General features: G+C 40.3%; 16 protein-coding genes and 1 tRNA gene. 7 read left to right on the top strand and 10 right to left on the bottom strand.

Translation table 11 applies throughout. The annotated features are described in order from the left end of the window. Window positions 1-155 precede the first annotated feature (155 nt). A tRNA-Trp gene (locus JQC92_RS00200) sits at window positions 156-232 on the top strand. A gap of 59 nt (window positions 233-291) precedes the next feature. Here JQC92_RS00200 and JQC92_RS00195 read toward each other — a convergent pair. Next, window positions 292-729: a hypothetical protein gene (locus JQC92_RS00195; protein WP_204997745.1), complete on the bottom strand. Its 438-nt coding sequence runs from the start codon at window positions 727-729 to the stop codon at window positions 292-294. Window positions 730-987: 258 nt separating this feature from the next. Next, the gene (locus JQC92_RS00190) at window positions 988-1,191 is read right to left on the bottom strand and encodes a hypothetical protein (protein ID WP_204997744.1); all 204 of its coding nucleotides are present in this window, start codon (window positions 1,189-1,191) and stop codon (window positions 988-990) included. A 269-nt stretch (window positions 1,192-1,460) separates the two neighbouring features. Between JQC92_RS00190 and ahpC the strand changes: the two genes are divergently transcribed. The 4 genes from ahpC (at window position 1,461) to JQC92_RS00175 (ending at window position 7,165) form a co-directional block, all read left to right on the top strand. Next, window positions 1,461-2,030, top strand: coding sequence for an alkyl hydroperoxide reductase subunit C (gene ahpC, locus JQC92_RS00185; RefSeq protein ID WP_204997743.1), 570 nt, complete (start codon window positions 1,461-1,463; stop codon window positions 2,028-2,030). Between the two features lie 139 nt (window positions 2,031-2,169). After that, on the top strand, window positions 2,170-3,741 hold the full coding sequence (ahpF, locus tag JQC92_RS00180) for an alkyl hydroperoxide reductase subunit F (protein WP_204997742.1): 1,572 nt from the start codon (window positions 2,170-2,172) through the stop codon (window positions 3,739-3,741). A gap of 286 nt (window positions 3,742-4,027) precedes the next feature. Continuing rightward, a complete protein-coding gene (locus JQC92_RS22875; RefSeq protein ID WP_276315767.1) occupies window positions 4,028-4,150 on the top strand; it encodes a hypothetical protein in 123 nt (40 codons plus the stop codon). Window positions 4,151-4,189: 39 nt separating this feature from the next. Next, a complete protein-coding gene (locus tag JQC92_RS00175) occupies window positions 4,190-7,165 on the top strand; it encodes a TonB-dependent receptor domain-containing protein (RefSeq protein WP_204997741.1) in 2,976 nt (991 codons plus the stop codon). 64 nt (window positions 7,166-7,229) lie between these two features. Here the strand turns inward: JQC92_RS00175 and JQC92_RS00170 are convergent, their stop codons facing one another. Together JQC92_RS00170 and JQC92_RS00165 are read right to left on the bottom strand one after the other, a co-directional pair. After that, window positions 7,230-9,242: a winged helix-turn-helix domain-containing protein gene (locus tag JQC92_RS00170; protein ID WP_204997740.1), complete on the bottom strand. Its 2,013-nt coding sequence runs from the start codon at window positions 9,240-9,242 to the stop codon at window positions 7,230-7,232. A gap of 324 nt (window positions 9,243-9,566) precedes the next feature. After that, window positions 9,567-13,226 carry a S8 family serine peptidase gene (locus JQC92_RS00165; protein WP_204997739.1) on the bottom strand — a complete coding sequence of 1,220 codons (3,660 nt, stop codon included), beginning with the start codon at window positions 13,224-13,226 and terminating at the stop codon, window positions 9,567-9,569. 494 nt (window positions 13,227-13,720) lie between these two features. Between JQC92_RS00165 and JQC92_RS00160 the strand changes: the two genes are divergently transcribed. Beyond that, window positions 13,721-17,563: a S8 family serine peptidase gene (locus JQC92_RS00160; RefSeq protein ID WP_204997738.1), complete on the top strand. Its 3,843-nt coding sequence runs from the start codon at window positions 13,721-13,723 to the stop codon at window positions 17,561-17,563. Window positions 17,564-17,905: 342 nt separating this feature from the next. On the opposite strand, the gene JQC92_RS00155 is transcribed toward JQC92_RS00160, so the two are convergent. Beyond that, window positions 17,906-18,091, bottom strand: a complete 186-nt coding sequence (locus JQC92_RS00155; RefSeq protein ID WP_239480227.1) for a cytoplasmic protein — start codon at window positions 18,089-18,091, stop codon at window positions 17,906-17,908. 252 nt (window positions 18,092-18,343) lie between these two features. On the opposite strand from JQC92_RS00155, the gene JQC92_RS00150 reads away from it, so the two are divergent. Continuing rightward, window positions 18,344-18,763, top strand: a complete 420-nt coding sequence (locus tag JQC92_RS00150; protein ID WP_204997736.1) for a CBS domain-containing protein — start codon at window positions 18,344-18,346, stop codon at window positions 18,761-18,763. Window positions 18,764-18,766: 3 nt separating this feature from the next. Here the strand turns inward: JQC92_RS00150 and JQC92_RS00145 are convergent, their stop codons facing one another. The 5 genes from JQC92_RS00145 to JQC92_RS00125 form a co-directional block, all read right to left on the bottom strand. Beyond that, window positions 18,767-19,606 carry a hypothetical protein gene (locus JQC92_RS00145; protein ID WP_204997735.1) on the bottom strand — a complete coding sequence of 280 codons (840 nt, stop codon included), beginning with the start codon at window positions 19,604-19,606 and terminating at the stop codon, window positions 18,767-18,769. Window positions 19,607-19,713: 107 nt separating this feature from the next. Next, window positions 19,714-20,874 (bottom strand): tRNA epoxyqueuosine(34) reductase QueG, encoded by a 1,161-nt coding sequence (gene queG / locus JQC92_RS00140; protein ID WP_204997734.1) that lies wholly within the window; start codon window positions 20,872-20,874, stop codon window positions 19,714-19,716. A gap of 76 nt (window positions 20,875-20,950) precedes the next feature. Further along, a complete protein-coding gene (locus JQC92_RS00135) occupies window positions 20,951-22,639 on the bottom strand; it encodes an NAD-dependent malic enzyme (protein ID WP_204997733.1) in 1,689 nt (562 codons plus the stop codon). 42 nt (window positions 22,640-22,681) lie between these two features. Then, window positions 22,682-23,143: a YehS family protein gene (locus tag JQC92_RS00130; protein ID WP_204997732.1), complete on the bottom strand. Its 462-nt coding sequence runs from the start codon at window positions 23,141-23,143 to the stop codon at window positions 22,682-22,684. Between the two features lie 78 nt (window positions 23,144-23,221). Beyond that, the gene (locus JQC92_RS00125; protein ID WP_204997731.1) at window positions 23,222-24,124 is read right to left on the bottom strand and encodes a pentapeptide repeat-containing protein; all 903 of its coding nucleotides are present in this window, start codon (window positions 24,122-24,124) and stop codon (window positions 23,222-23,224) included. Between the last annotated feature and the right edge of the window lie 55 nt (window positions 24,125-24,179).

Raw genomic sequence — 24,179 nt, 5'->3', positions numbered from 1 at the left:
AATTGTGTGAGCAGTGTAACGAAATATTAGCTGTGCTCAAAGCTGAAAAATGAGCGAGATGGAAAGAACTGACCGAAAAATCTGCACTTAGTCGTAATGATTTGAAAAAGTCCTTTACCTTTTAGATCGCTTTTTGCATAATGCGTTTCGTCGACAGGGGTGTAGCTCCAATTGGTAGAGCGCCGGTCTCCAAAACCGGATGTTGTGAGTTCGAATCTCTCCACCCCTGCCAAGATTTCGAAAGCCTTGCATTTATGCGAGGCTTTTTTCGTTTACAGTTATTAATTATCTTCAATAACTGTGTCCACCTGCTTGCACATAATGATATGTAAACTTAGCTACATCTCCGCCAAAAAATATTCTCCAAGCCCTGGATATTGAATGCCTTTCTGATATGTGTTCGTTTTCCACCTTGGAAAACTCAGCAGTTAATAGCCGTTCTCTTGAAACCGTATCGTTTATTGTCTTATCTCTTAATCGTTCACTCTTAATACCACGACGTGACATTAACAGTACGGCTTCTTTACGACCATTAGTGCTATCCGCTATCAGTTTGACCCTGACAGCAGTTTCTTTAGTTAGCACTTCTCCAGTAATTGGGCACCTTTCTCTGATCCTAAACGTTTTTTCTTCTAACTTATCAGCAGCACTTACCTCAGTTTTTTTTACTTTATTCCAGGTCATCCTTGTTTTTTCAAAATTATTATCTTTAGCTCTAATAATATCCAAATTGGAAACACCAACGTTTCCCCTAACACAGGCGATTCGCCTTCACTCAGTTGATGGTCTCTTACAGGAGTCAGCCCAGAGGTTCGTAGTTCTGCATCAAGTTGTTTATCTGTATCCATTTTCAATGCACTAAAACGCTCAACAATAAATTTTTTAAAGTTAGTAAAACTAAATTCAAATTTACGTTTTGCAAAAAAATTCGGGAATGTACCATTAGGATTATCAGAAATATCACGTTTTATTTGGTAACTCCTCCCTTCAACGGTTAACCCCCCCTTTTATATCCGAACTGGTGCTTACAGAATGTGAACCTTGTACTGAAACATCAGTTGAACCCACTAAAAGTTCTGTGTGAGAATCTGATTCAGTATTATCTGACAAACCAGTTACTTGGTTTAAATAATCATTTACAGATCTACCAGCTGCAGAATTAATTCCGATATGACTGGTTAGGTGGCTCATTAGATTCCCCCTCTGCGATCTCTTATATCTATATCTTTGTATCTACCTTACTGTTCTACAACTTAATAAAAGTTAATTAATTACCAGAGAATATGAAATTAATATTGATCGTTCATTCTCGAACAAGATGAATCTAAAAAAACGATTACAGCGATAGCTTTTATCTGTTATACATAATTATGAGTTAGCTCTATTATTTGAATCAACAAAACGAAGCATGAAAACAAACATCATGCAGATGAAATTCAAAATACATAATGGAGCTAAAAATGAGCCAATCAATCATCAACACAAAACTAAAACCATTCGCTGCAACGGCTTTTCACAATGGTGACTTTGTTGACCTAACTGAGCAAGACCTTCTAGGCAAATGGTCTGTTGTTTTCTTCTACCCTGCTGACTTCACTTTTGTTTGCCCAACTGAATTAGGTGACATGGCTGACCATTACGCTCAACTGCAAGAAATGGGTGTTGAAGTTTTCGCTGTATCTACTGACAAGCACTTTACTCATAAAGCATGGCACGACACTTCTGACACCATTAACAAAATCCAATTCCCAATGATTGGTGACCCAACGGGTGCAATTAGCCGAAACTTCGGTGTACTGGTTGAAGAAGATGGTGTTGCACTTCGAGGTAGCTTTGTAATGAATCCAGAAGGTGAAATTAAAATTGCTGAAGTTCATGACTTAGGTATTGGTCGTAGCGCAGCTGAGTTACTCCGTAAAATTCAAGCAGCACAATATGTTGCTACACATAACGGTGAAGTTTGCCCAGCAGCATGGACTCCAGGTGAAGAAACATTGGCTCCATCATTAGATTTGGTAGGCAAAATCTAAATTTAAAATAAAAAAGTTGTATTCGTAAAACGATTATCCAGTGACTTTTCCTCTTTCCTAGAAAGTCACTGGATGCCTGCCTACGCAGGCATGACGATACAAGAAGAACATTTAGTCGTTATTTCTACAAGGAGTCATCATGCTAGATACTAATTTAAAAAATCAATTGGCCACGTACTTACAAAATCTAAAACGCCCAATTGAACTTCTATTAAGCCTTGATGATTCAAAAGCTGCACAGCAATTGGATCAACTTGCCGTTGATATCACTTCATTATCTGAGCTGATCACGATAAAACATCAAACAAGTTCACGACTTGTAGAAATGACGATTTACGACCCTGCAAACAATACTCGCATTCAATTTGCAGGGATCCCAACCGGACATGAATTTACTTCATTAGTGTTAGCCCTGCTTCACTCTGGTGGCCACCCGATAAAGCTTGATGAAGAAACCATTGAACAAGTACGAAATCTTGATGGTTCTTTTCAATTCGAAACGTTTATATCCTTGAGCTGCCAAAACTGCCCTGACGTTGTGCAAGCGCTTAACATAATGGCTGCCATCAACCCAAACATTACCAATGTCATGATTGACGGTGCGGTATATCAAGATGAAGTCACTGAACGCAATATCATGGCGGTACCATCTGTATTCTTGAACGGCGAGGAATTCAGCCAAGGTCGCATCAGTTTAAAAGACATTTTGTCGAAACTTGATTCAACTTCTGATGCTAAGCAAGTTGAAAAATTGAATGCGAAAGAACAATTTGATGTATTGGTTGTCGGCGCAGGGCCTGCAGGTGCAAGTGCAGCCATCTATGCTGCACGTAAAGGCTTAAAAACGGGTATTGTTGCCGACCGCTTTGGTGGGCAAGTGAGTGAAACGGTCGGCATTGAAAACTTTATTTCAGTGAAAGCCACTGAAGGGCCAAAGTTGGTTGCCAGCCTTGAAGAGCATGTACGTGACTATGATGTTGATATTATGCAAGGTCAAAAAGCTAAATCGTTAAGCAGCACTCAAGGCTTATCAATTGAGTTAGAATCTGGTGCAACGCTGAGCAGTAAAACCGTGCTTTTAGCTACCGGTGCGCGTTGGAGAGAAATGAACGTGCCGGGTGAACAGCAATATCGTGGCAAAGGTGTCGCTTACTGCCCGCATTGCGATGGCCCATTGTTTAAAGGCAAACGTGTCGCTGTTATTGGTGGTGGTAACTCAGGCATTGAAGCGGCTATTGATTTAGCTGGAATAGTTGAACATGTCACCGTTCTTGAGTTTGACTCAACGCTGCGTGCTGACCAAGTACTGCAAAACAAAGCGAACTCTATGGGTAATATCGATATCATCACCCAAGCTCAAACTACTGAAGTACTCGGTGATGATAACAAAGTTACCCGTTTGAATTATACCGACCGCAAGACTGGGGACACACACAATATAGAGCTGGCTGGTATTTTTGTTCAAATTGGACTGGTGCCGAATACTGAATGGGCTAAAGACGAACTGCTGTTAACAAATCGTGGCGAAGTGATTGTTGATGGAAAAGGCCAAACGAATGTGCCAGGTGTTTTTGCTGCTGGTGATGTAACAGACAGTGCTTATAAGCAAATTATTATTGCTATGGGTAGCGGTGCTACCGCTTCACTTGCTGCTTTCGACTACTTAATTCGTCATTCAGAACCTGAAGTCAGCACTGTGAAAGCGGCTTAGTCCTCAAAATTCGTTAAATCCTTACATTCCCCCCACTTGCCCCAGACTGCCTTCGCAGACTGGGGCTTTTTTAGTTATTCCTGAAAGCATGAATCAATCGATTTTTAATACCTCGACACGAAATATATTAGCTTTTTTTGTTATATGAAAATTTGAAATAAAACATTAAAACAACAGGTTTTTAACTTTGTGCGCACAAATAAATAAAACAAGCTTACTGACAATTAGGTGGAGCCTTTTTGTTATACCATTCACACTAATTAGATATGTGTATTAGGGTGAAATTTTGAAGTCAGTACGAGGCGCAATGACGAGTCATAGTCGTAGCTATGGCGAGGAATTGCAACGCAGTAATGGCAAAAACAATTTCGCACTTTATGGCATAGATAATGAGTACGAATGGTATTAGTAGGTAATCTATGACACAACAATAAAAATTGAGGTGCGTATGTCTGCATACAATCGTTCAAAGTTAACAAAATCAATAAAGAGAGCATTATTATTGGGGACGGCAGCGACCCTACTTTCACCTATGGCAATGGCTGAGGAAGAAAACGAAGGCGCTGAGAAAGTTGAGCGTATTTCGGTAACAGGCTCTCGTATCCGTTCCACTGATCTTCAAGAGTACACACCGATTCAAACCATTGATGCGAGTGACATCGATGCGTCTGGTGCCATTAACTTACAAGAAACATTATTAAAGAATCCACAGTTTGGTGCGCCTGGTATCAGCCGTACTAACTCAAATTTCTCAACATCAAGTGCAGGTGTTTCATCGGTAGACTTAAGAAACCTTGGTTCAAATCGTACTCTTGTACTCGTTAACGGTCGTCGTGTTGTTTCAGGTATCCCAGGGTCTTCAACCGTTGATTTAAATACCATTCCAGCACAATTTATTGAACGTGTTGAAATCGTAAGTGGTGGTGCATCTGCGGCCTACGGCTCAGACGCGGTAGCGGGTGTTGTGAACATCATCTTGAAGAAAGATTTCGAGGGCTTAGAGTTTGAAGGTCAATTCGGCCAAACAGCTGAAAGTGACGGTGAAGACGCACAATTACAAGTAACTTTCGGTTCTTCTACAGAAGATGGTAAAGGCAACGTCATGTTTCATGCGGCTTATACCGACCAAGGTGCGATTTTTTCTCGAGATCGTGAACGTTCTGCTGTTGATCAAATTTCAGAAGGGTTATTTACTGGCGATGTGAATGATGTATTTACGCCTCGTCGACCATTTAACTCTTCATTCCCACCACAAGGTCGTTTTACTGCAGGCGATACAACCTACACTTACGATCCAAATGGCAATCTCATTGATTCATTCTCAGCAAACGGTGGTGACGGTCAAGCGGCCAACGGTTTCAACCGTAGCGCATTCCGTACCATTGCCATTCCAACAGAACGTTATTTATTAGCAGGCTCAGCTAATTATGAGTTTTCAGAAGGTTGGGTAGCTTCTCTTTCAGGTAACTATGCTTCAACCCAAACTCAAACAGAGCTAGAACCATTCCCATTTTCATCAGATGATATTTACCCTAACGGTGGGCAAGCGCCTATTGAGTATGCACAATACATTGAAAATGAAGCTGGTGAAATTGAAAAATTATTGTTGAGAAACGCCTACGTACCTGATGCTATTTTTAATGCTGCAACAGATACTGATGGTGACGGGCTCAAAGACATTTCGTTTGCTCGACGCCTTTCAGATATTGGCGCAAGAGGTAATATTGCCGATCGTGACACTTTCCAAGTGACTGCGTCAGTAGAAGGTGAATTATCAGATACATGGTACCTTAATGCCTTTTATAGTTATGGCCAAACGAAAGAAAGCCAAGTTTCAAGTGGTCAAGTTAACGTACTTAACTTCCGAAGTGCATTCGAATCAGTTATCGATCCTGAAACTGGTGATGCAGTATGTTTAGACCCAATAGCTAACGCACAAAATTTTGCCTGTGTACCGCTCAACCCGTTTGGTGAAGGCTCAATTTCAGAAGATGCAGCGGCATACGTGAGTGCATCAGGCTTACTTTCAACATTTGTTTCGCAGAAAGTTGCAGGTGCGAGTGTTTCAGGTGAGTTATTTGATTTACCAGCAGGTACCGTTTCGACTGCATTCGGGGTTGAATATCGTGAAGAGTTTTCTCGAGATGAATTCGATGCTCTGCAACAAGCAGGTTTAAATGCTGGTAATGCCATTCCAAGAACAGAAGGTGAATTTGATGTCATCGAATACTTCGCCGAAGTTCAGGTTCCTCTGCTTGCAGATTTACCATTTATTCAACGGTTGGACTTGAAGTCAGCAGTTCGTTTATCTGATTATTCAACTGTTGGTAAAACAACAAGCTGGGATGTCGGATTAAACTGGACACCATTTGATGATTTAAAATTCCGTGTGAACCGTTCACAGTCAACTCGAGCACCGAATATTGGCGAACTTTTCTCACCGCCAAGTCAGACATTCCCATCAGTTACAGATCCGTGTGTTGGTGTTACATCAACCTCAACAGGCGCAGTTTCTGAAGCTTGTCGTGCTGATTCCGCAGTGTTAGCCAACATTAATGCAAATGGTGGAACATTTTCACTTAATCAATCAGACCTTCAAGGTGTCAGTGGCTTCAACCGAGGTAACTCTGAACTAAAGGAGGAAGTCGGTCGCTCATTAATCGCTGGTTTCAGTTATGCGCCAGAGGGCATCCTTGTTCTTGAAGACTTTGATTTTAATTTTGATTATTTCGACATCGAAATTGAAGATGCCATTGTTGGAACTCCAAGAAGCTTTATTCTCGAGCAGTGTTATGGCGGTGACGCTGCGCTTTGCCAATTCGTAACTCGACGTGATACCGGTGGTGCCACCAACAGCATCGGCTCTTTAGAATTTGTTGATTCTGCTGTAACTAACAGTGGTGGAACTGAGACATCAGGCTACGATATTGTTGTATCGTATGTAAAAGAACTCGATGACTATGGCTTAGCGGGCGATGTTAGCTCTCGTTTATCTTACACCCATGTCATTCGTTACGACGATACACCATTACCTGGTTCAGCCGTTGATCCGTTTGCTGGTGAAGTTGGTGCAGCTAAAGATAAGTTCTTCTTAACTACTTCGTATGGCTATGAAGACTTTGCAGTTACTTGGAATGTTAATTACATTGGCAGCTCTTACCTTGATGATCAGTTCTTAGCGAGCACTTTTGGTGCTGAACCTGAGTCTGCGGGCATAGGTAGTTACACCTATCACGATGTGAATGTTCGTTACCACTTAAGTGAAAGTACTGAACTATTCGCTGGTATAAATAATGTGTTCGATAAAGAGCCACCTAAATTAATTACTGGTGTTGCTGGTAACAATACAGGTACTGAAACTAATGCTGCGATTTACGATGCGATCGGCCAACGCTGGTATGCAGGTATTAGAATGAAGTTTTAATACTCATATTTACAACTAAGCAAAGCCCCGACCTTCCCTCAGGGGCTTTTTTTATTTAATAAAATTATGGATTAACATTCAATTCAAGCTCAAAAATATCGGCATCATTAATGCCTAGCATACTGACGATAACTTGCCCATCAGCCCCCTTTGCTATCGCTCGACCAGTTCGAATACTTTTTGCTGGTAATTCAAATAACGTTTCTGTCATTCCATCTAAATTGCGTTTTTGAAGTAAATCTTTTTCTTTTGTGCGTGCGACATAAAATATCTCATTACCATGCACAAAAAAGCTTCCCCAATCACCTTTACTCAACTCAGGAATAAGTAAAGTTTCTTCATTCGTTACAAAGTTAAAATGAAAAAGACCTGAATGATTTTCTTTACTGAAGTACAACCCTTTTTCTGTTTGAACCGTATATCTTGCATTAGCACTGTGAAGCTGAGTAAACGACTTATCATCAAGATTATAGCTTTGAATAATCCAGTTTGAACCTTCCATTACCGAAAATACGATATTTTCCCCGTCACTGCTAAACGATGGGTATTTAATGTTTTTACCTTCAAATTCAGGCATTGACTGTAATTGATTTTGTCGGCGGTCGCCCAAATACAGCTGATAATCGACATTACCTTTAGGTTTAATAAGCACAATAAATTGGCTATCAACGGGAGATACCGAGGGTAAACTGACCAGACCAACATCATCGGTCAGCATAAGATTTTGGCCGTTTTTTTTACTCCATAACTCCCAATTACCATTTCGATTTGAGACATACAAAATTTCATTAGTGGCCTTTAATTGCTGACCAAATAAATCACGGGAAGATGAGATAACCTGCGAGTGAATGGCACCCGTTGTTATATCTCTAACGGTGATAAATTCTTGACCAATATGGTTCGAATAATAGAGTTTTGTACCTGCTTTATTGAGTGTAAGACTACTAATGGTATTATCACGATGAAACTCAGTTGTACTGAAATCATCTAGATTAAGCTTTTCTATCACAAAGCTCCCTTCTTTTAATGCCGTTGCGTACAACTCATTTTTTTTATGCTGCCATGCAAGGCCAATAACCATATCTCGCGCATAAGGTAATGTTGAAGTTTCATCCGTAGAAAAGTCAAACATGACTAGCTCAGCACTCATTTCTCGCTCACGAATATAGAGTAGCTGCTCGGAATCCGCTGACCACTCAATCAGCACATCTTGAATTTCTTCATCAGGTATTGATACTTGCTTAACTTTATTCGAATCTAAATCAGTACTGAATACGGCTTTTTGATCACCTGTCGATTTTATATAAACCAACTTTTTTCCATCAGGCGACCATGAAAGGTTTCGACGGAATCCGAGTTTAGCGCAGCCAGTATCAATTTCTCTGTCCTGATTAGAAATGAGATCGCGAATTCGAATTGAACATTCATCATTGTCTTTAATTTGCAAATAGGCCAATGATTGGTTGTCTGGTGACCACGTCGGGCTTTCTTCTGAATATTCAGACATCGATACTTGTCGAAGTGGTGCGTTTTGATCAACTAAATCTTTAATGTAAATCTGCGCTGGTTTGCGATCTCTCTGCCATAAAAAAGCCATTCGCTTACCATCTGGAGAGATTGCAGCCTGTTCTTCTACACCTTCATAATGCGTTATTCTTTGAGGTTCAGAGTTAACTGCTTGCTGCACCTCACTATTAGGCCGCCAGAAAAAGATAAAGCCTAATAAGATAATGATACCAATTAATGCAAACACGATTTGAGACGTTGAGCGTTTATCTTGTTGATAAACCGCTGCTGTTACAGGGAGCTCTATAACAGGTAAGAGTAACTGATAACCAACTTTAGGAATGGTTTTGAAATAATCATCAGGATCTAGCCCTAATTCATTCCATGTCTTTCTTAATTGCCAAATGGCGTTTCCGACTCCCCGTTTTCCAACTTCAACATTCCTTTCCCATACCAACTCAATAGCTTGCTCTTTAGAGACCGTTTGCTGTGCATTTAGTACTAATAACTTTAAGAACTCGAATACCTTAGCAGGTAGGTGTTCACTGTTTTCTAGGTATTGGACTGACATATCATTGCAGTTAATTATGCAATCACCCAGTTGGAATTTTTGAAATGGTAAGGCGATCATTATTAGAGTTTTAACCTCTTTGCAAACCAAAGAAAACAATGGTCATCATCATAGACCGCAAATAATGATTAACCAATAGCCCTAAAAAAAACAGTGTATTCCTACTACCAACCCACCCAAACAAGACGATTCACCCACAATGTTAACGCTCAGCAGTTTTAGGCACTAAAAGAACCCTGCAAACCAACACTATTAATTTGCTATAACATATAAAAAGAGCATCTAAACGATGCTCTCTTTAACAACTAAATGTGAATAGACTGCTTATTTAAGCATTTTGCGACGACGAACGGTTGCAAATAACCCTGCTAATGCAATCAGACCAAAACCAAAACTACCACTGCTTTTCTTCTTTGGTTCTTCAGGTTCAGGCTCAACGACGGGTTGGGCATTAACGGTTATAGTGAAGTTTGCTTCAGTGTTGTTTACCGAATCATCAGCAACAACCGTCACTTCAAAACTACCAGCATTAGAAACAGAACCTGTAATCATGCCGCTATTAGCATCAATAGATACACCTTCTGGTAAGCCCGTTGCGCTGTACATTAACGAATCCCCCTCTGCGTCAGTAAAGTGCTCTGCTGCGTTGATTTCAATACTTTCACTGGTTTCAACGGTTACAGCATCAAACTCAACAACAACTTCAGGCGCAATGTCATTAATAGGGTTGATGTTAATGTACACTTTTGACGCCGATACATGTCGATTACCTTGCTTAGCAATAACCTCTAACATGTACTCTCTATGTCCAGCATCATAATCTAATGCTTCTGGGTTATTAACAATCAGCTGACCTTTAGGCGTCAGAATGAATGGGCTTCCTGGTAACGTATTCACCATTTTTAATTCATAAGGATTCCATTCTGATTCAAAATCCGCCGAGGCAAAGAAGCCCTTAGCATCGAGTTCAATCGTTGCAACTAAATCGTCCTTATTAGCGTCTTCATTAACTGAATGCTGTTGCCCATCTTTAACATAAGCTGTTGGTGTTAGTGATGTGTCAAGCGGTGACCACATTCCCCAGTTATCATTAAGGCTGACTAGCATCATTCCTGGGTTTTGACATCCAAAACTAACGCCAAGCCCTCCGGTAAATGCACAAACACTAATACTGGACATTTGTGCTGATTCATCAGGCCCTAATGTCAACATTGGTGAATATTGACGTTCCTCTCCCTCTGCAACTGACTTCGAAAGTAAAGGTAAACCGCCCATATTACTTTCTCTAACTTGCTCCTCTCCTGTAAACCAATCAAAATATGAAACTTTTTCAATCATGCCATATTTCACTGGGTTATATTGAATCATCGGCTCACCAACATCTGCCACAGCATCACGATCCGTTGCAAATAACCAACCATGGTTCTTATCGAAATCTTCGATACTATTCATGTGCTCATTGTGATACAAATCTTCTAAACAATACTGAGCCACTACATTTTGACCATGACCAGAAATATGAGTTGGAAGTTTTGATTTTTTATAGCGAGCACGGGGTTGTGTATAATCGTACTCCATGTTCATATCAATATACCAAGCGACAGGTAATTGATTCTCATCAGGTTCAATAAAGCCACTCATTACAATATCTGTCGCTTCATTAGCATACGGTTGACCCAATACTTCTTTATCAAGCCCATTGTCGATAACAAATTGCTCTTGATAGGTAGACCACCATAATAATGCTGCGCCACCTTTATCAAAATGATTGGCCATTCCAGCATCGTTCGGATCAAAAAAGCGTGAAGCTACTACAAGTTTTTTTCCACTAGTACACTGTGCTTCATCGTAAACACCACCACCGATATCTGATGGAAAATTACCGCGTGACTTTTCTTTTGTCACCGGCTTATGTTCTGCATGGTACAGGGAAGGAAAAACCGCAAAAGTTGTTTCTGTCGGACTGTCATTGGTGAAGTCTTGAGTATATGCTGCTGCAGTCGGATCAAATTCAGCAGCTTTTGGATGTTGAAAGTCTTCCTTAAGTGTATCGAAATGACGGCTAATTTCTGTAGATTGTCTTGGTTTTATCAGCCAGTTCATTTTTATTGAAGAAGCCCCTTCCATTGTAAATGAAAGCCCACCTGTCAATTCAATTTTCGACCAGTTTTCTGAGGTAAAAGTGTCTGCACTGTTAATTGGCCAATTATCTAATTTACTGAAATCTACATTTAAGATAACTGGAAATTCAATCGTTTGCCCTGCTGGAACGCTTACGGAATTAGGATGTTCCCAGCCTAATGCTTCTGTGCCCGGTTTTTCCTCTGAATGAACAGCAACCTCATAGGTCACCGTTTTATCAGTTAAATTCTTAAGCTGAACATTTTTAACAAAACGTTGCTGAGCCATTCCTTCTTGGAAACCGAAATTTAGATTGGGTTGGTAACTGCCTTTTTCCCATGCAACCGCTGATGAAGCCAAAGCTGCTTCCATATTTTCAAAACCGTTCCCTATCAACGCTAATTCAGCCGTTTTACTTGCTAAATTCATCACAGTACCATCAGCCGTATTCATCAATAGCGACTTAACTTCGATCATTGACAGCTCAGGGCGTTTAGATTTAATAATGGCCGCTGCGGCAGCAAGGCGAGCTGCTCCCATTACAGTATCTGATGACTTATCCATTTCAGTAACGCTACCAACAACTGCAACACCCACCTGTTCTGCGTAAGTCACCATGTCGGGTTTAGTATAAGTATTCGCACCACGCACTGGGCCGTGTGGTGTTTTCTCAGTGACTTTCATTGAGTCACCGTCAATAGTCATACCACCAACCGTTAATGCGCTTGGTGCAGCACCACGCCACGCAAGATTAAAACGGTTATTCGAATACTCACCCGCACTTCCTGCATTAACAACAACGAGACTACCAAGCGATGAAGCCATTTCTATTGCCAGTATTTCAGCTACTGGTGATGAAATTCCATCATCATCTGAGCGATAAAAGGCATTTGAACCTTGAGAATCAATCAGAATCACATCGGCGCGACCTTCAAAGCTACCATCGCCTTTAGGATCAACGGCTCTTTCAAGTGCCATTATAAATGTATCGCTAGTTTCAAGTGATAAGTTACATGTATTTGGATCTGGCATCTGTACATTTGACGTTTTATACGCCGCCAACTTTGCACCAGGCGCTAACTCATGAACAACACTGGCTAAACGAGTACCATGCCCCGTATTGTGTGTAGAACCATCATAATCTCGAACACAGCTGATGTTCTGATCGATCGGGTTTTCATCTAAGCCCCAGCCTGAGTCACTACTAAAATCTAAGCCATCTACAACAACTTCAGTCGGAAAGCCATCGAAAGGTGCGGCGCCATTCTCAATCGCTTCAGCATAAGCTTCTGCCGTACCTAAACCACCCAAAGACTTATGCGTGTAATCAACGCCTGTACCAATAATGGCAACCTTTACGCCTTCACCAGCATTCGCATCTTCAGATAAAGCTGGAATGACAATTTCATCATCATTTTGAACTTGATTTTTTATTTTTGAAGCAAGTGCATTCACTGGCATTGAGGTAGCCTGAACTTCTGCAGTTACTCTACTTACACCGTCAACTGAGCTAATGCGATTGAGTAAGGTAGAATTTGCTTTTACTCGAATAAAATTTCCAAATAGTTTTGCCGAAGATAAGACTTCTACATTGCCATCTAAAGCTTCAATGTCAGCAATCACCTTTTGCTGCTGTTTCGTTATTTTGGCTAACTCAGCATTCAGCAACTTTTTATTTTTCAACGTGGCTTTTGATAAGCTACCTGCTTGAGCAAAGTGAACATAAAACGTCGTTACTTGTTCAATACTTGTATTAGCTGCATAAGGTGTTTTGATTTCGGTTACTTGAGAACTGATTGCTGTTGCAGGCATAACTGCAGCCATCGCAATACAAGCGGCAAGTTTATTTATTTTAAATGACATATTATTCCTTTGGCTTGCTTTATTAGAATTGTTATTTGAGTTGTATTGTTTGGAGAGCGGCTCTTGCTTGGCAGTTGTGTGGGAACCAAACAAGAGCCAACGAGATATGGAAAATCACTAAAACATATCTCGGCTCCACCAGTTGACGTCCTATTTGTTAACCAAAAGTTATTTACAAACAAGTTTCAAGCATGCTTTTTTGTGTCACATTTATTTCAAATTTATTTCATTTACTTAAAATACAATTAGTTACAACGTTAAAATCACACCTTAAACTTCACTGAACTTCAAAATAAATCCATTTACGATGTATCTATTTTGTTATTTTTTTCAGCGTTACAACTTCAAACAAAACAAGTTGTAACCATTTGTTTTTATTGGTATTGAAATAAAATTGAAAAAAAACTGATGCATTTTTAATTGCACAGTTGTTACATAAACATTAATTAGTAGAAGGAAATGCATTAATACAAAAATAAAAGAAGGAATACCCTGTGAAAATATTCCCAAAGAAAAGCCTCATCACCATTGCAATGGCGGCAGCTTTCAGCCCGAATGTTTATTCAGTACAAATTGATTCAAGAGGATTAAACCCAGATAGTGGTCAACAAATAACGGTGCCTAAAAAATCAAAACGCAATGTAGAGAACCTACATATCGTGTTATTACAAGACGCACCACTTGCAGGCTATCATGGCGAAAAAAGCCATTTAACCGCAACAAGTGTTCAATCCAACCCATCCAACAAAAATCAAAAAACGGGTTTATTGAATGTTAAAAGTTCAGTCAGTAAAACTTATATAGCTCATCTAAAATCAACACAGCAGCAAGTACTTAATCAAGCTCAGTCAATACTGAAGCGTGACATCAAGGCTGAAATTAATTATCAAATTGTATTAAATGGTTTTTCAACCAGATTGTCTGAACATGAAATTGAACAGCTTAAACAACTTGAACAAGTTAAAAGCATCATCAAAGTTAAACCTAATTATCTCACTACGGACTCGGGCCCTAGCCATATAAAAGCACCCACAGCTTGGAACGGAAGTGCTACTGGCTTGGAGAGCCAAGGTGAAGGTGTGATTGTCGGCATTATGGATACAGGCATCAGCCCTTTTAACTCATCTTTTGCAGACGAAGCTGCTGATGGTTATAACCACACAAATCCATTAGGAGAAGGGGTTTACTTAGGTGACTGTAATAAGTCTGATTTAGCTGAATATTGTAATGACAAACTAATCGGTATTTGGGCTCACCCTGGCATATTAGACGATTACACACCAGAAGGTGATGATAAAATTGGCGTTGATCATAATGGTCATGGTTCTCACACCGCATCTACAACGGCAGGTAATGTAGTAAAAGACGTGCCTGTATTTAATGTGTTAGGTGATAAAGCGGATTTCAAGTTCAATCAGATAAGTGGCGTTGCGCCACGAGCAAACATTGTTTCGTATCAAGTGTGTGATGGCTCAGGTTCATGTTGGCCAGATGTAACAGCGCAAGCTGTAGAACATGCGATAGTTAACGGGGTTAAAGTGATTAACTACTCTGTTGGCGGCGCTGCCCGTTCACCTTGGGATAGCGCAGATTCACAAGCTTTTTTAGCTGCTCGTGAAGCCGGTATTCACGTAGCAACGTCAGCAGGCAATAGTGGCCCTGGGCCTGAGACGGTTGGCAGCCCTGGAAACGCACCTTGGGTAACAACGGTTGCTGCTTATACACATGACAGAAGTTTTACCGATAAAAACATCAGTTTCACTGGTGGTGAAACAGAGTTAGCCACTATAACGGGTAAAGGGGCAACAAAAGGGTTCAGTGGTGCAGTCCTAGATGCTGCTGACTTTGGCGATGCTCAATGCTTGAGTCCATTTGAGGAAAATACATTTGATAACCAAATTGTCATTTGTGAACGTGGTGAAATTGCTAGAGTTGCTAAAGGAAAAAACGTAAAAGAAGGCGGCGCAGGTGGCATGATCTTCATGAACCTTGCTGGTGAAGAACAGGCCAAATCTGTTGATGCCGATCTTCACGTTCTGCCCGCTATTCACGTAAATGCTGAGGACGGTCAAAAAATCAGAGATTGGTTAGCTTCTGGCAACGATCATCAAGCAACCTTTGAGAACTCCGATTTAACGAAAGACAGCGACTTAGCTGACATTGCTGCGGTATTTACGTCTCGCGGTCCTGAATCTGTTTTTAATCGCTGGATGACACCTCACGTTGCAGCGCCAGGTGTGGATATTTACGCTGCGAACTCAGAGTATCAGCCACACACTCCAGTAGAAGACCGCACTGAATCACCATATACCTTTATGAGCGGCACCTCGATGGCAAGCCCACACGTTGCAGGTGCACTTACACTGATAGCCTCTCTAAAACCTGAGTGGACGCCAGCAGAAGCTCAATCGGCATTAATGCTCACCACCGAATTTGATACTAAAAAAGAAGACGGCATAACACCATCAGATTTCTTCGATGCAGGTTCAGGTAGCATCCGCATTGATAAGGCACTGAATACAGGCTTGATAATGGATGTCACCTATGACGAATATGTGGCAGCGAATCCTGATGAAGACGGCTCTCCTGAATCGTTAAACATGCCAGCCATGCTTGCTCATGACTGTTTAATTCGCTGCACTTGGACAAGAACGTTTACTGCAACGGAAACGGCAACCTGGAACTCAAGCCAAGGTCAGATTACTGAAGGCGTTACAATTACCGCTGAGCCTTCCTCTTTTTCACTCGCTAAAGGTGAAAGTATTGATGTAGCCATTACCGCTGAAATAGGTGAAGGCTTTGATTCAGACTATGGTTTTGGGCGATTAATGCTAACCCCAAATAATGCAGACTTATCTGCTTCCGCTCTACCTGTTATCGGAACATTTGTCGCAGGTTCTTTTCCTGAAAATCAAAGAATAGAAACATCAAGTGCTACTGGGGTTGCAACAATAAGTGGTATTAAAACCATTGTGACTGACGAGTTACAAATTGCAAAGTTTGAATTAGCCGAAGTTGAAACCATAGACGTTAAGATCCCTCGAGATGACAGCGACACGAATGGTTGGCCAACTAATGTTTGGAATGATGAGCAATACAACTATGCTCAAAAGTTGAATATTAACAGTAATGTTAAACGAATCGTTGCTCGAATAAAATCGACAACATCACCAGATTTAGATATGTATATCGGTCGCGATAGTAACTTAAACGGAAAACCTGATAGTTACAGCGAATTCCAAAACTTGCTTTGCATGAGTGCTGATGACACCGCATTTGAAAGTTGTGTTATCAATAATCCCGAACCAGGCTCATATTACCTTGCAGTTCATAACTTTGGTGATACTAGCGCCCCATCAACAACTGTTGATGATATTTCCATAGAGCTTGCCGTGATTGGTAAAGACGACAATAGCATTACAGTAACTGCGCCTGAAACTATTGTATCAGAAGACGCTTTTGATATCAGTATTGCTTGGGATAAGCCACTTAAACGTGACACCTTGTATATGACAGCTCTGGAGCTTGGTTCTGGTGCCAACACGCCAGACAATATCGGTCTTATGCCAATCGAGATTTATCGAAACGCAAATTTAGTTGGTGGCTCATTAAACACAACTTCAGCGACGACGGGCGATACACTGACCGCCACAATCGATTTAGTGGGCAACGATAGCGATGCAGAAAGAACTGTCAGCATTGAACTTACCTTACCAGAAGCCGTAAACGTTAATTCTGACAGCCACAATGGTCAGCTTGAGGCAAACGTTATTTCTTGGGAAATAGCTCAAGCCGCAAACAGTGCGGATGAAGCCATTGTCGTCGAATTGGGTACAGATTCACTGGTAAAATCAAAGCAGTTAATGTTTGAATTAGGCCACACCATCGCCGATGAGAGCATCAGTGAAACCATCGGAATGGTTGATTTCTCTGGGGTTACAGTTGCCAAGATTAATGGTGAGAGTGATGCGAGTATTGGTGCAAATGAGCAAACGCTCGTGACACTTGCAGCAACAGGCAGCTCAGTGCCTGGTGTTGAAGATACCATCTCATACGAGTGGTCTCAAACATCTGGTCCTGAAGTTGAAATTTCTGATACAACAGCAAGTGAAATTGAAATCTCAGTACCCGATGTGAGTAGTGATGCTCAAGTCGTGATAACGCTTACCGTCACAAATGGCGAGTCACTGGACACAGCAACGGCAACCATCAATGTGAAAGCCGAACAAGAACCCGTTCCTGAGCCTATGCCAGAAAAGAAAAACTCTGGTGGCGCATTAGGCTTTATGACCTTAGCACTTGGGCTTATTGCACTCAGAAGAAAGAACCGCAAATAACTCAAAAAGTGAATGTTCCCCATTTCCTATGAGATGGTTTAACATTGGCAATAAAAAAGCGCCCTGATTAATCAGGGCGCTTTTTTAATGTCAACATTTAGAAACCTTAAACCTGAAAAACTCAGTTGAACGCTAAATGACTTTTTAAGCCCATGAAAGTAAATCAATAACATTTTGATAGTAAAACTAAACGCTGTATTTTAATCTGCAGTTCGACTCATTTTGTGTAGTTTTAGGCGTTTCAGTTCGTAATCGTTAATCTATTTCGGGCTGAAACAACAACGAAATACGCATAAGTAGTTGTGCTGAAAAGATTTGCTTATCCCGAGTTCAGGTTGATGACTAAGCTTTAGTATTTATTATATGCCCAGAATTTCCCACAGGTTGCGGCGGAATACTCGCCGCTTCAATTAACTGCATGGCCATTTCGCCCTGCATCTCTTGATGTTCTTTTGCCTTGACTAACATCTTTGTATTTGCCGTTTCATTACTAACGTTAGGTTGAATGTTGCTGCTATTTACATTCATGTGCATTATCCTTCTTTTGTTTTCCTTTCATCGGCAAATATATCACTAACTTTAAGCATTTCTTCAATAAAAATGAATTTTTACTCACAGAAAACAACTCTGTAACCAACAAAGAACAATCGCTTCATTGTCGATTTAAAATTTTCTATTTTGTACTTACAAAAAAACGATCTTGATCAAATAATTAACCGTAAAAAGTGCCAATATGGAGGTAGGAAAAGTTTAAACCTTCTACTCAAAAGGAAATGATAAATGCGTAAAAATGATCCTATTTCAAAAATCATGTCTACAGATGTTCATGCAATCCAAGATGGACAAAACCTCAGTGACGTTAGACACATTATGTGTAACTCCAGTGTTCACCATGTACCAGTATTGAATGGCAAAAAGCTTGTTGGACTTATTAGCTTCACGGATATGATGAAGCTTAACTTAGTGACAGGCCAAGCTAACGAATACACCGCCGACGTTATTATTGACCAGCAATTTTCCGTTACAGATGTCATGTCTAAGGACTTAAAGACAATAACAACTAAAGATAATATTCGAACGGCAGCTAAATTACTTTCAGAGGGTGACTTTCATTCGCTTCCAGTGATAAATGAGGAAAGAGAGTTAGTTGGAATAATTACAAGTACGGACTTAATTAGCTATTTAGCAGAGCTATATTAACATTCAATTTAATGTCAATTTAAACCCTTCGTAAACTCTAGGAGGAAGTTGTTTTAAAGCTTCCTCCGCAGAAGTAAATTTATCATTTAGCAAATCAGTTAAAATTTTTCTCATATCACTTTCGACCCAAGGTTTAAATTCAGAATCTGCTTGAGAAGTAAAACATACTTTTTTTATTAATAGTTTAACTTGATCTAACGAATTAAGTTCGCCATTCTCTGCTTCAATTGAATGTTCAAAGGCGGACAATTTAATAGCGCCTTGCTTTCGAAAATAAAGTAAATCATGAAGGTTTCGGCAATGAATAAAATGAATACGATCCAACTCAGAATACAGAGTTAAGACTTGAGTCAGTAAATTTCCTAGTCCAAGATCATCGACTTGTATATCTAATCTGAATAAATCTCCATCGGCTAGCTCTTGAACCAATATTAGAGCTCCAGTCTCAGGTAGTTTAATTTCCTCTATTGTTTGCACGGCAAAATGCACGCCTAGTCTTGAGCTCAAAGCTTTTTCTTTTTCTACAAGCTGCTTTTTATGCTCTGAAGATACTTTTTGGTCTTTCAAATCCACAAAATTTAACGCCACACCTTCTGTAGACTTTTTATTTCTAGCCTTAAACAAATAAGAATTGTAGCCTGTATTCTCTCCAGCCATTATAAATTGCCTAATTGCATATTTTTGATAAACGGCTTGAGTTAGTTCTTCTTTATTTTCACTAAATCTACCACGAGAATGCCCTACTCCATCACAGAGCTCTTGATGTGATTGCTTTATATCTGCAGAGTTTATCGAGTAATGAGAAGTAAATCTTATTTCTGAGGCGGAGTGAAGAGGAAGCATATAAATGTTCTACTAAAACGGGGGTAATATTAAGAGTAACCAATCACCAATTTTAGTCACGTAATATTAACCATCTTTAATAGCATTTTAACCAATCAGAGCCTTTGCTAAGCATCCCTTATTAATCCTTTCTCTACCGACTTAATCACTCGACCAGTTTTACGACTGATACTCTCACCACCTTTATCTCCCTTTAAAGCTTGTTGCTCCAGCGCCCAATCAATATGTTCAAGCACCATATCATCAACCTCTTCTGATGATTTCCGTTGTTTTAAGTGTTCTATAACCTCTTCAGAATATGGAGCATTACCCAATGCGATTGCGATATTTCTAAGCCAAAGTTTATGACCAATCCGACGAATAGCGCTACCCTGCATGCGTTGTAAAAACTCAGCCTCTGTCCATGCGAATAAATCCAGCAACTTAGGAAGTTGAAGTGGCTCTCGGATATGAAAATCAGTTTCTTGGGTTATAGGGGCTTCGCTGTTTACTGGGCAGACTAACTGGCAATCATCACAACCATAAATACGATTCCCCATCAAAGGTCGTAACGCTTCAGGAATTGAACCTTGATGTTCAATAGTCAGATAGGAAATACAACGCCGACCATCAACAACATAAGGCTCAACAATGGCGTTGGTTGGGCAAGACTTAATACATGCTACACAAGTATTACACCCCTCTTCTACCGCTGTATCGACAGGGAGTGGCAGGTTAATCAATAACTCACCTAAAAAAAACCAACTACCCGCACTCTTATTCAGAATTAATGAGTGCTTGCCTGTCCAGCCAATGCCAGCCTTTTCAGCGAGTGGTCTCTCTAAGATAGGGGCTGAATCCACAAAAGGGCGATAGTCAGGTAACTCTTCACCTAGAACCTCCAATTCTGCTGAAATTTTGTCTCCGAGCTTTTTCAACTTATTGCGCATCAGCTTGTGATAATCACGTCCACCAGCATATCTGGAAATATAAGCAAGGTTTGGATCTTTTAAATTAGTGGCAAAACCTGCTTGTGGGGGGAGATAATCCATTCGAGCACTGATAACACGAATACAGCCAGGATGAAGCTCATATGGTCTTGCGCGCATCATGCCATGATTAGCCATATAAGCCATTTCACCGTGGTAACCTTTATCTAACCAGGCTTGAAATTTAGGCTCTTCTGCTGATAAATCAGTATCACAAATACCAATATGAGCAAAGCCAAATTCTTTGCCCCAAACTTTAATTTTGTCTACCAATTGTTGAAGCTGCTCAGCAGATAACATGAAAAGTCACTCTCATAAAAAATCGGGTCAATGATAATATTGAACCCGATTCTATCGTTTTATCTAAAATCAATTCTTAGAAAGAAGTACGCTTATATTGACGGTACTCAGGACGCCAGAAGTTCTTCTCAATGGATTTGAGTAAAACTTCTTCTTTCATTTCTAACGCTACGCCGTCAGCAATCGCAGCCAGTGCTACAGCAACTGCGATTTTTTTACTGACAATATGAATGTCTTCTAAAGGCGGTAATAACTGGCCTTCACCATCTTGAGCCAATGGCGAACACTCTGCTAATGCACGGCTCGACGCCATCAGCATTGCATCTGTTACACGCTTCGCTTTTACAGCAACAACACCTAAGCCAATACCAGGGAAAATATAACTGTTGTTACATTGAGCAATCTCAAACGTTTTGTCACCAACAACAACAGGTTCAAATGGACTACCTGTTGCTACAAGCGCTTGACCGTTCGTCCAATTAAGCACATCTTTTGGTGTCGCTTCTACACGACTTGTAGGATTAGATAATGGGAATACTATCGGGCGAGCACAATGCTTATGCATGGTCTTGATCACTTCTTCAGTAAACAAACCTGGGGCGCCAGAAACACCAATCAATACAGTCGGTTTGGCGTTATTTACTACATCTATGAGTGAGATGTGCTCGCTGACATCTTCCCAGCTTGATGTTTTATCAGCTTTTTGAGCAAGCTTAGCTTGGAATGGTAATAGCGTAGGCATGTTATCAAGTAATAACCCCCAACGATCGACCATATAAACTCGACTGCGAGCATCTTCATCAGAGATTCCTTCAGATACCATTTGGGCCACAATCGCTTCAGCAATTCCGCAACCAGCACTACCTGCACCTAAGAAAGTTACACGCTGTTCACTGAGCTTGGTTCCCGCAGCTTTACACGCTGCAAGTAAAGATCCAACAGTGACGGCCGCAGTTCCTTGAATATCATCATTAAAACAACAGTAACGATCTTTATATCGTTCAAGTAATGGCATTGCGTTCTTTTGAGCAAAATCCTCAAATTGTACCAATGCATCAGGCCAACGTTCTTGAACGGCTTCCATGAATGCTTCAACAAATTCGTTATATTGGTCACCGCTAATTCGAGGATGGCGCCACCCCATGTACATTGGGTCTTCCAATAACTGTGGGTTATCTGTACCTACGTCTAGGGTAATAGGTAAAGCATGAGCTGGGCTGATACCGCCACAACTGGTATACAGTGATAACTTACCAATTGGGATCCCCATACCACCAATACCTTGGTCACCCAGACCAAGAATACGTTCGCCATCTGTCACAACAATAACCTTAACTTTACGGCGGGTAGAGTTATTGATTATATCTCTTATTCTGTCTTTACTAGGGTACGAGATAAATAAACCACGATTTCGACGATAGTTTTTTGAGAAACGTTCGCACGCTAAACCAACCGTTGGCGTGTAGATGATAGGCATCATCTCAGTAATATTTTCTTGTACTAGACGATAGAACAAGGTTTCGTTGGTATCTTGAATGTTACGCAAATAAATATGTTTGTTTAAATCACTGTCGAAGCGTTTATATTGCTCGTAGGCACGAGAAACCTGCTCTTCGATTGTTTCAATCGCTGAGGGTAATAAGCCTTCAAGGTTGAAGAAGATACGCTCTTCTTCAGTGAATGCAGTCCCCTTATTAATTAGCGGGGCTTCTAAGATCGCTGGACCAGCAAAAGGAAGATACAGTGGGCGTTTTTTATCGTCCATGGGCAGACCTTTTTTTAATTCTGTTGCAATTAATAGAGAAGATTACTTCCCTTGATATTTTAAAGATAGACCTTTAATAAAGTTTCGAAGCACTTGGTCACCACAAGGCTTGAAGTTCTTGTGTTGAGGGTTTCTAAAAAATGCCCCTAATTCACCTTTCGACACTCTGAGATCCGCTAATAATAAAACATCAATAATGTCTTGCTCTTTTAACTCCAGAGCAATACGAAGCTTCTTCAATATCAGATTATTATTAAGCTTTGTTGGCTTTGGTAAATCTGCACCTTCACGCAAACCACGCTTTTCAATAATGATGCCATCTAAAAAGCGACATAAAACGAGATCGACACAAGGTACGAATTGCTTATCGTCTTCTTTACGTAATAAGTGGTGCAGTTCGACATTGGTCATTTTCGCTCCGGTGTGGGCGAAAACATCCAGAATTTTTGCGTCGTTATAATCAAATACAAAACGCAAGCGGCGCAAAATATCGTTGTTATTCATTGGGATTATAGAAACAGATTTAATTTGAGCGGTATTATAGCCGAAATGACGAGTTATGACGCCCTATATCTAGCTATTTTATTTGTCTGATTCTGAAAGGCTTGCTTGGTTTCGTTCAAGTGCTTCTATGATCTTTTGATCTGACTCGTCAATTCTCCTTGAACGGATCCTATTTTGTATTGGTACATATTTCTCCATTTCGTTTAACGATAATGTTTGTTCAATATCCTCAGCAGAATGCACAAGCTTTGTTCTAGCACGTTGAAGAGTGATATTTGGCTGCTTTGGCTTTCCATCTTCATCCCTTACTCCAGAGGATTTCATATCGCTTGAAAGTTTTAAGCTAACACTTGAACGTGGTGGTACTGGAGGAAGATAACTTGAACAATCCGCTACAGCATTCTGGTCAATCGGCTCTATTACAATGGATTGAAAATTTCGCGAAAAAAACCTATCCAAACATGAATCAGCACTGGTGATCAATTCACAATTTACATTATCGAAGTTCTCAAGTTTTAAATTTCTAGCTCCTGTAAACTCAACATCGTCTAGCTTTGTATTCTCAAATTTTACAGTTTCAAGATTACAGCCTTTGAATGAGCAATTATTTAATACACAATTTTTAAATACTACACTTTCTAAATTTGCGCCTTCAAAATTTACTTTAGTAAGATCTAAATGTTCAAATATAACCTCTTTTAATTTAGATGAATTCAAGCTAATATCTTGAAGCTTTCCGCCACCTTCACCATTAAAGACACATTGTTCAAAGGTCAGCTTCTCCTGACTACATTTGACTAAAGTTGCACCCGAAAAGTTGATATTTTTGAATGCGACATTTTTAAATTTACAATTGTTAAACATAGTTCCAGATAAATCACTACTAAACCATTCAATATCGCTGAAACTCCCAGAAAGATATTTACCTTTACAAGCGCTGGCAGCTTCAATCTTTAGGTTTTTAAAAGAAGCAAAAGACATTAACGAGCCATCTAGGCAACATCTTTTCAGTTTCCCTTGATGACTTTGTCCTTCT

Origin of the sequence: Parashewanella hymeniacidonis (genome assembly GCF_016900895.1) — a bacterium.
GTDB lineage: Bacteria > Pseudomonadota > Gammaproteobacteria > Enterobacterales > Shewanellaceae > Parashewanella > Parashewanella hymeniacidonis.
The sequence above is the reverse complement of the archived record's forward strand: the minus strand, read 5'-3'. Positions and strand labels throughout refer to the sequence as shown.

Excerpts from the sequence above, each read along its gene's own strand:
- JQC92_RS00190 (WP_204997744.1), bottom strand. The coding sequence starts at position 1,191 with ATGAGCCACCTAACCAGTCATATCGGAATTAATTCTGCAGCTGGTAGA.
- ahpC (WP_204997743.1), top strand. The coding sequence starts at position 1,461 with ATGAGCCAATCAATCATCAACACAAAACTAAAACCATTCGCTGCAACG.
- ahpF (WP_204997742.1), top strand. The coding sequence starts at position 2,170 with ATGCTAGATACTAATTTAAAAAATCAATTGGCCACGTACTTACAAAAT.
- JQC92_RS00175 (WP_204997741.1), top strand. The coding sequence starts at position 4,190 with ATGTCTGCATACAATCGTTCAAAGTTAACAAAATCAATAAAGAGAGCA.
- JQC92_RS00170 (WP_204997740.1), bottom strand. The coding sequence starts at position 9,242 with ATGTCAGTCCAATACCTAGAAAACAGTGAACACCTACCTGCTAAGGTA.
- JQC92_RS00165 (WP_204997739.1), bottom strand. The coding sequence starts at position 13,226 with ATGTCATTTAAAATAAATAAACTTGCCGCTTGTATTGCGATGGCTGCA.
- JQC92_RS00155 (WP_239480227.1), bottom strand. The coding sequence starts at position 18,091 with ATGAATGTAAATAGCAGCAACATTCAACCTAACGTTAGTAATGAAACG.
- JQC92_RS00150 (WP_204997736.1), top strand. The coding sequence starts at position 18,344 with ATGCGTAAAAATGATCCTATTTCAAAAATCATGTCTACAGATGTTCAT.
- JQC92_RS00145 (WP_204997735.1), bottom strand. The coding sequence starts at position 19,606 with ATGCTTCCTCTTCACTCCGCCTCAGAAATAAGATTTACTTCTCATTAC.
- queG (WP_204997734.1), bottom strand. The coding sequence starts at position 20,874 with ATGTTATCTGCTGAGCAGCTTCAACAATTGGTAGACAAAATTAAAGTT.
- JQC92_RS00135 (WP_204997733.1), bottom strand. The coding sequence starts at position 22,639 with ATGGACGATAAAAAACGCCCACTGTATCTTCCTTTTGCTGGTCCAGCG.
- JQC92_RS00130 (WP_204997732.1), bottom strand. The coding sequence starts at position 23,143 with ATGAATAACAACGATATTTTGCGCCGCTTGCGTTTTGTATTTGATTAT.
- JQC92_RS00125 (WP_204997731.1), bottom strand. The coding sequence starts at position 24,124 with ATGTCTTTTGCTTCTTTTAAAAACCTAAAGATTGAAGCTGCCAGCGCT.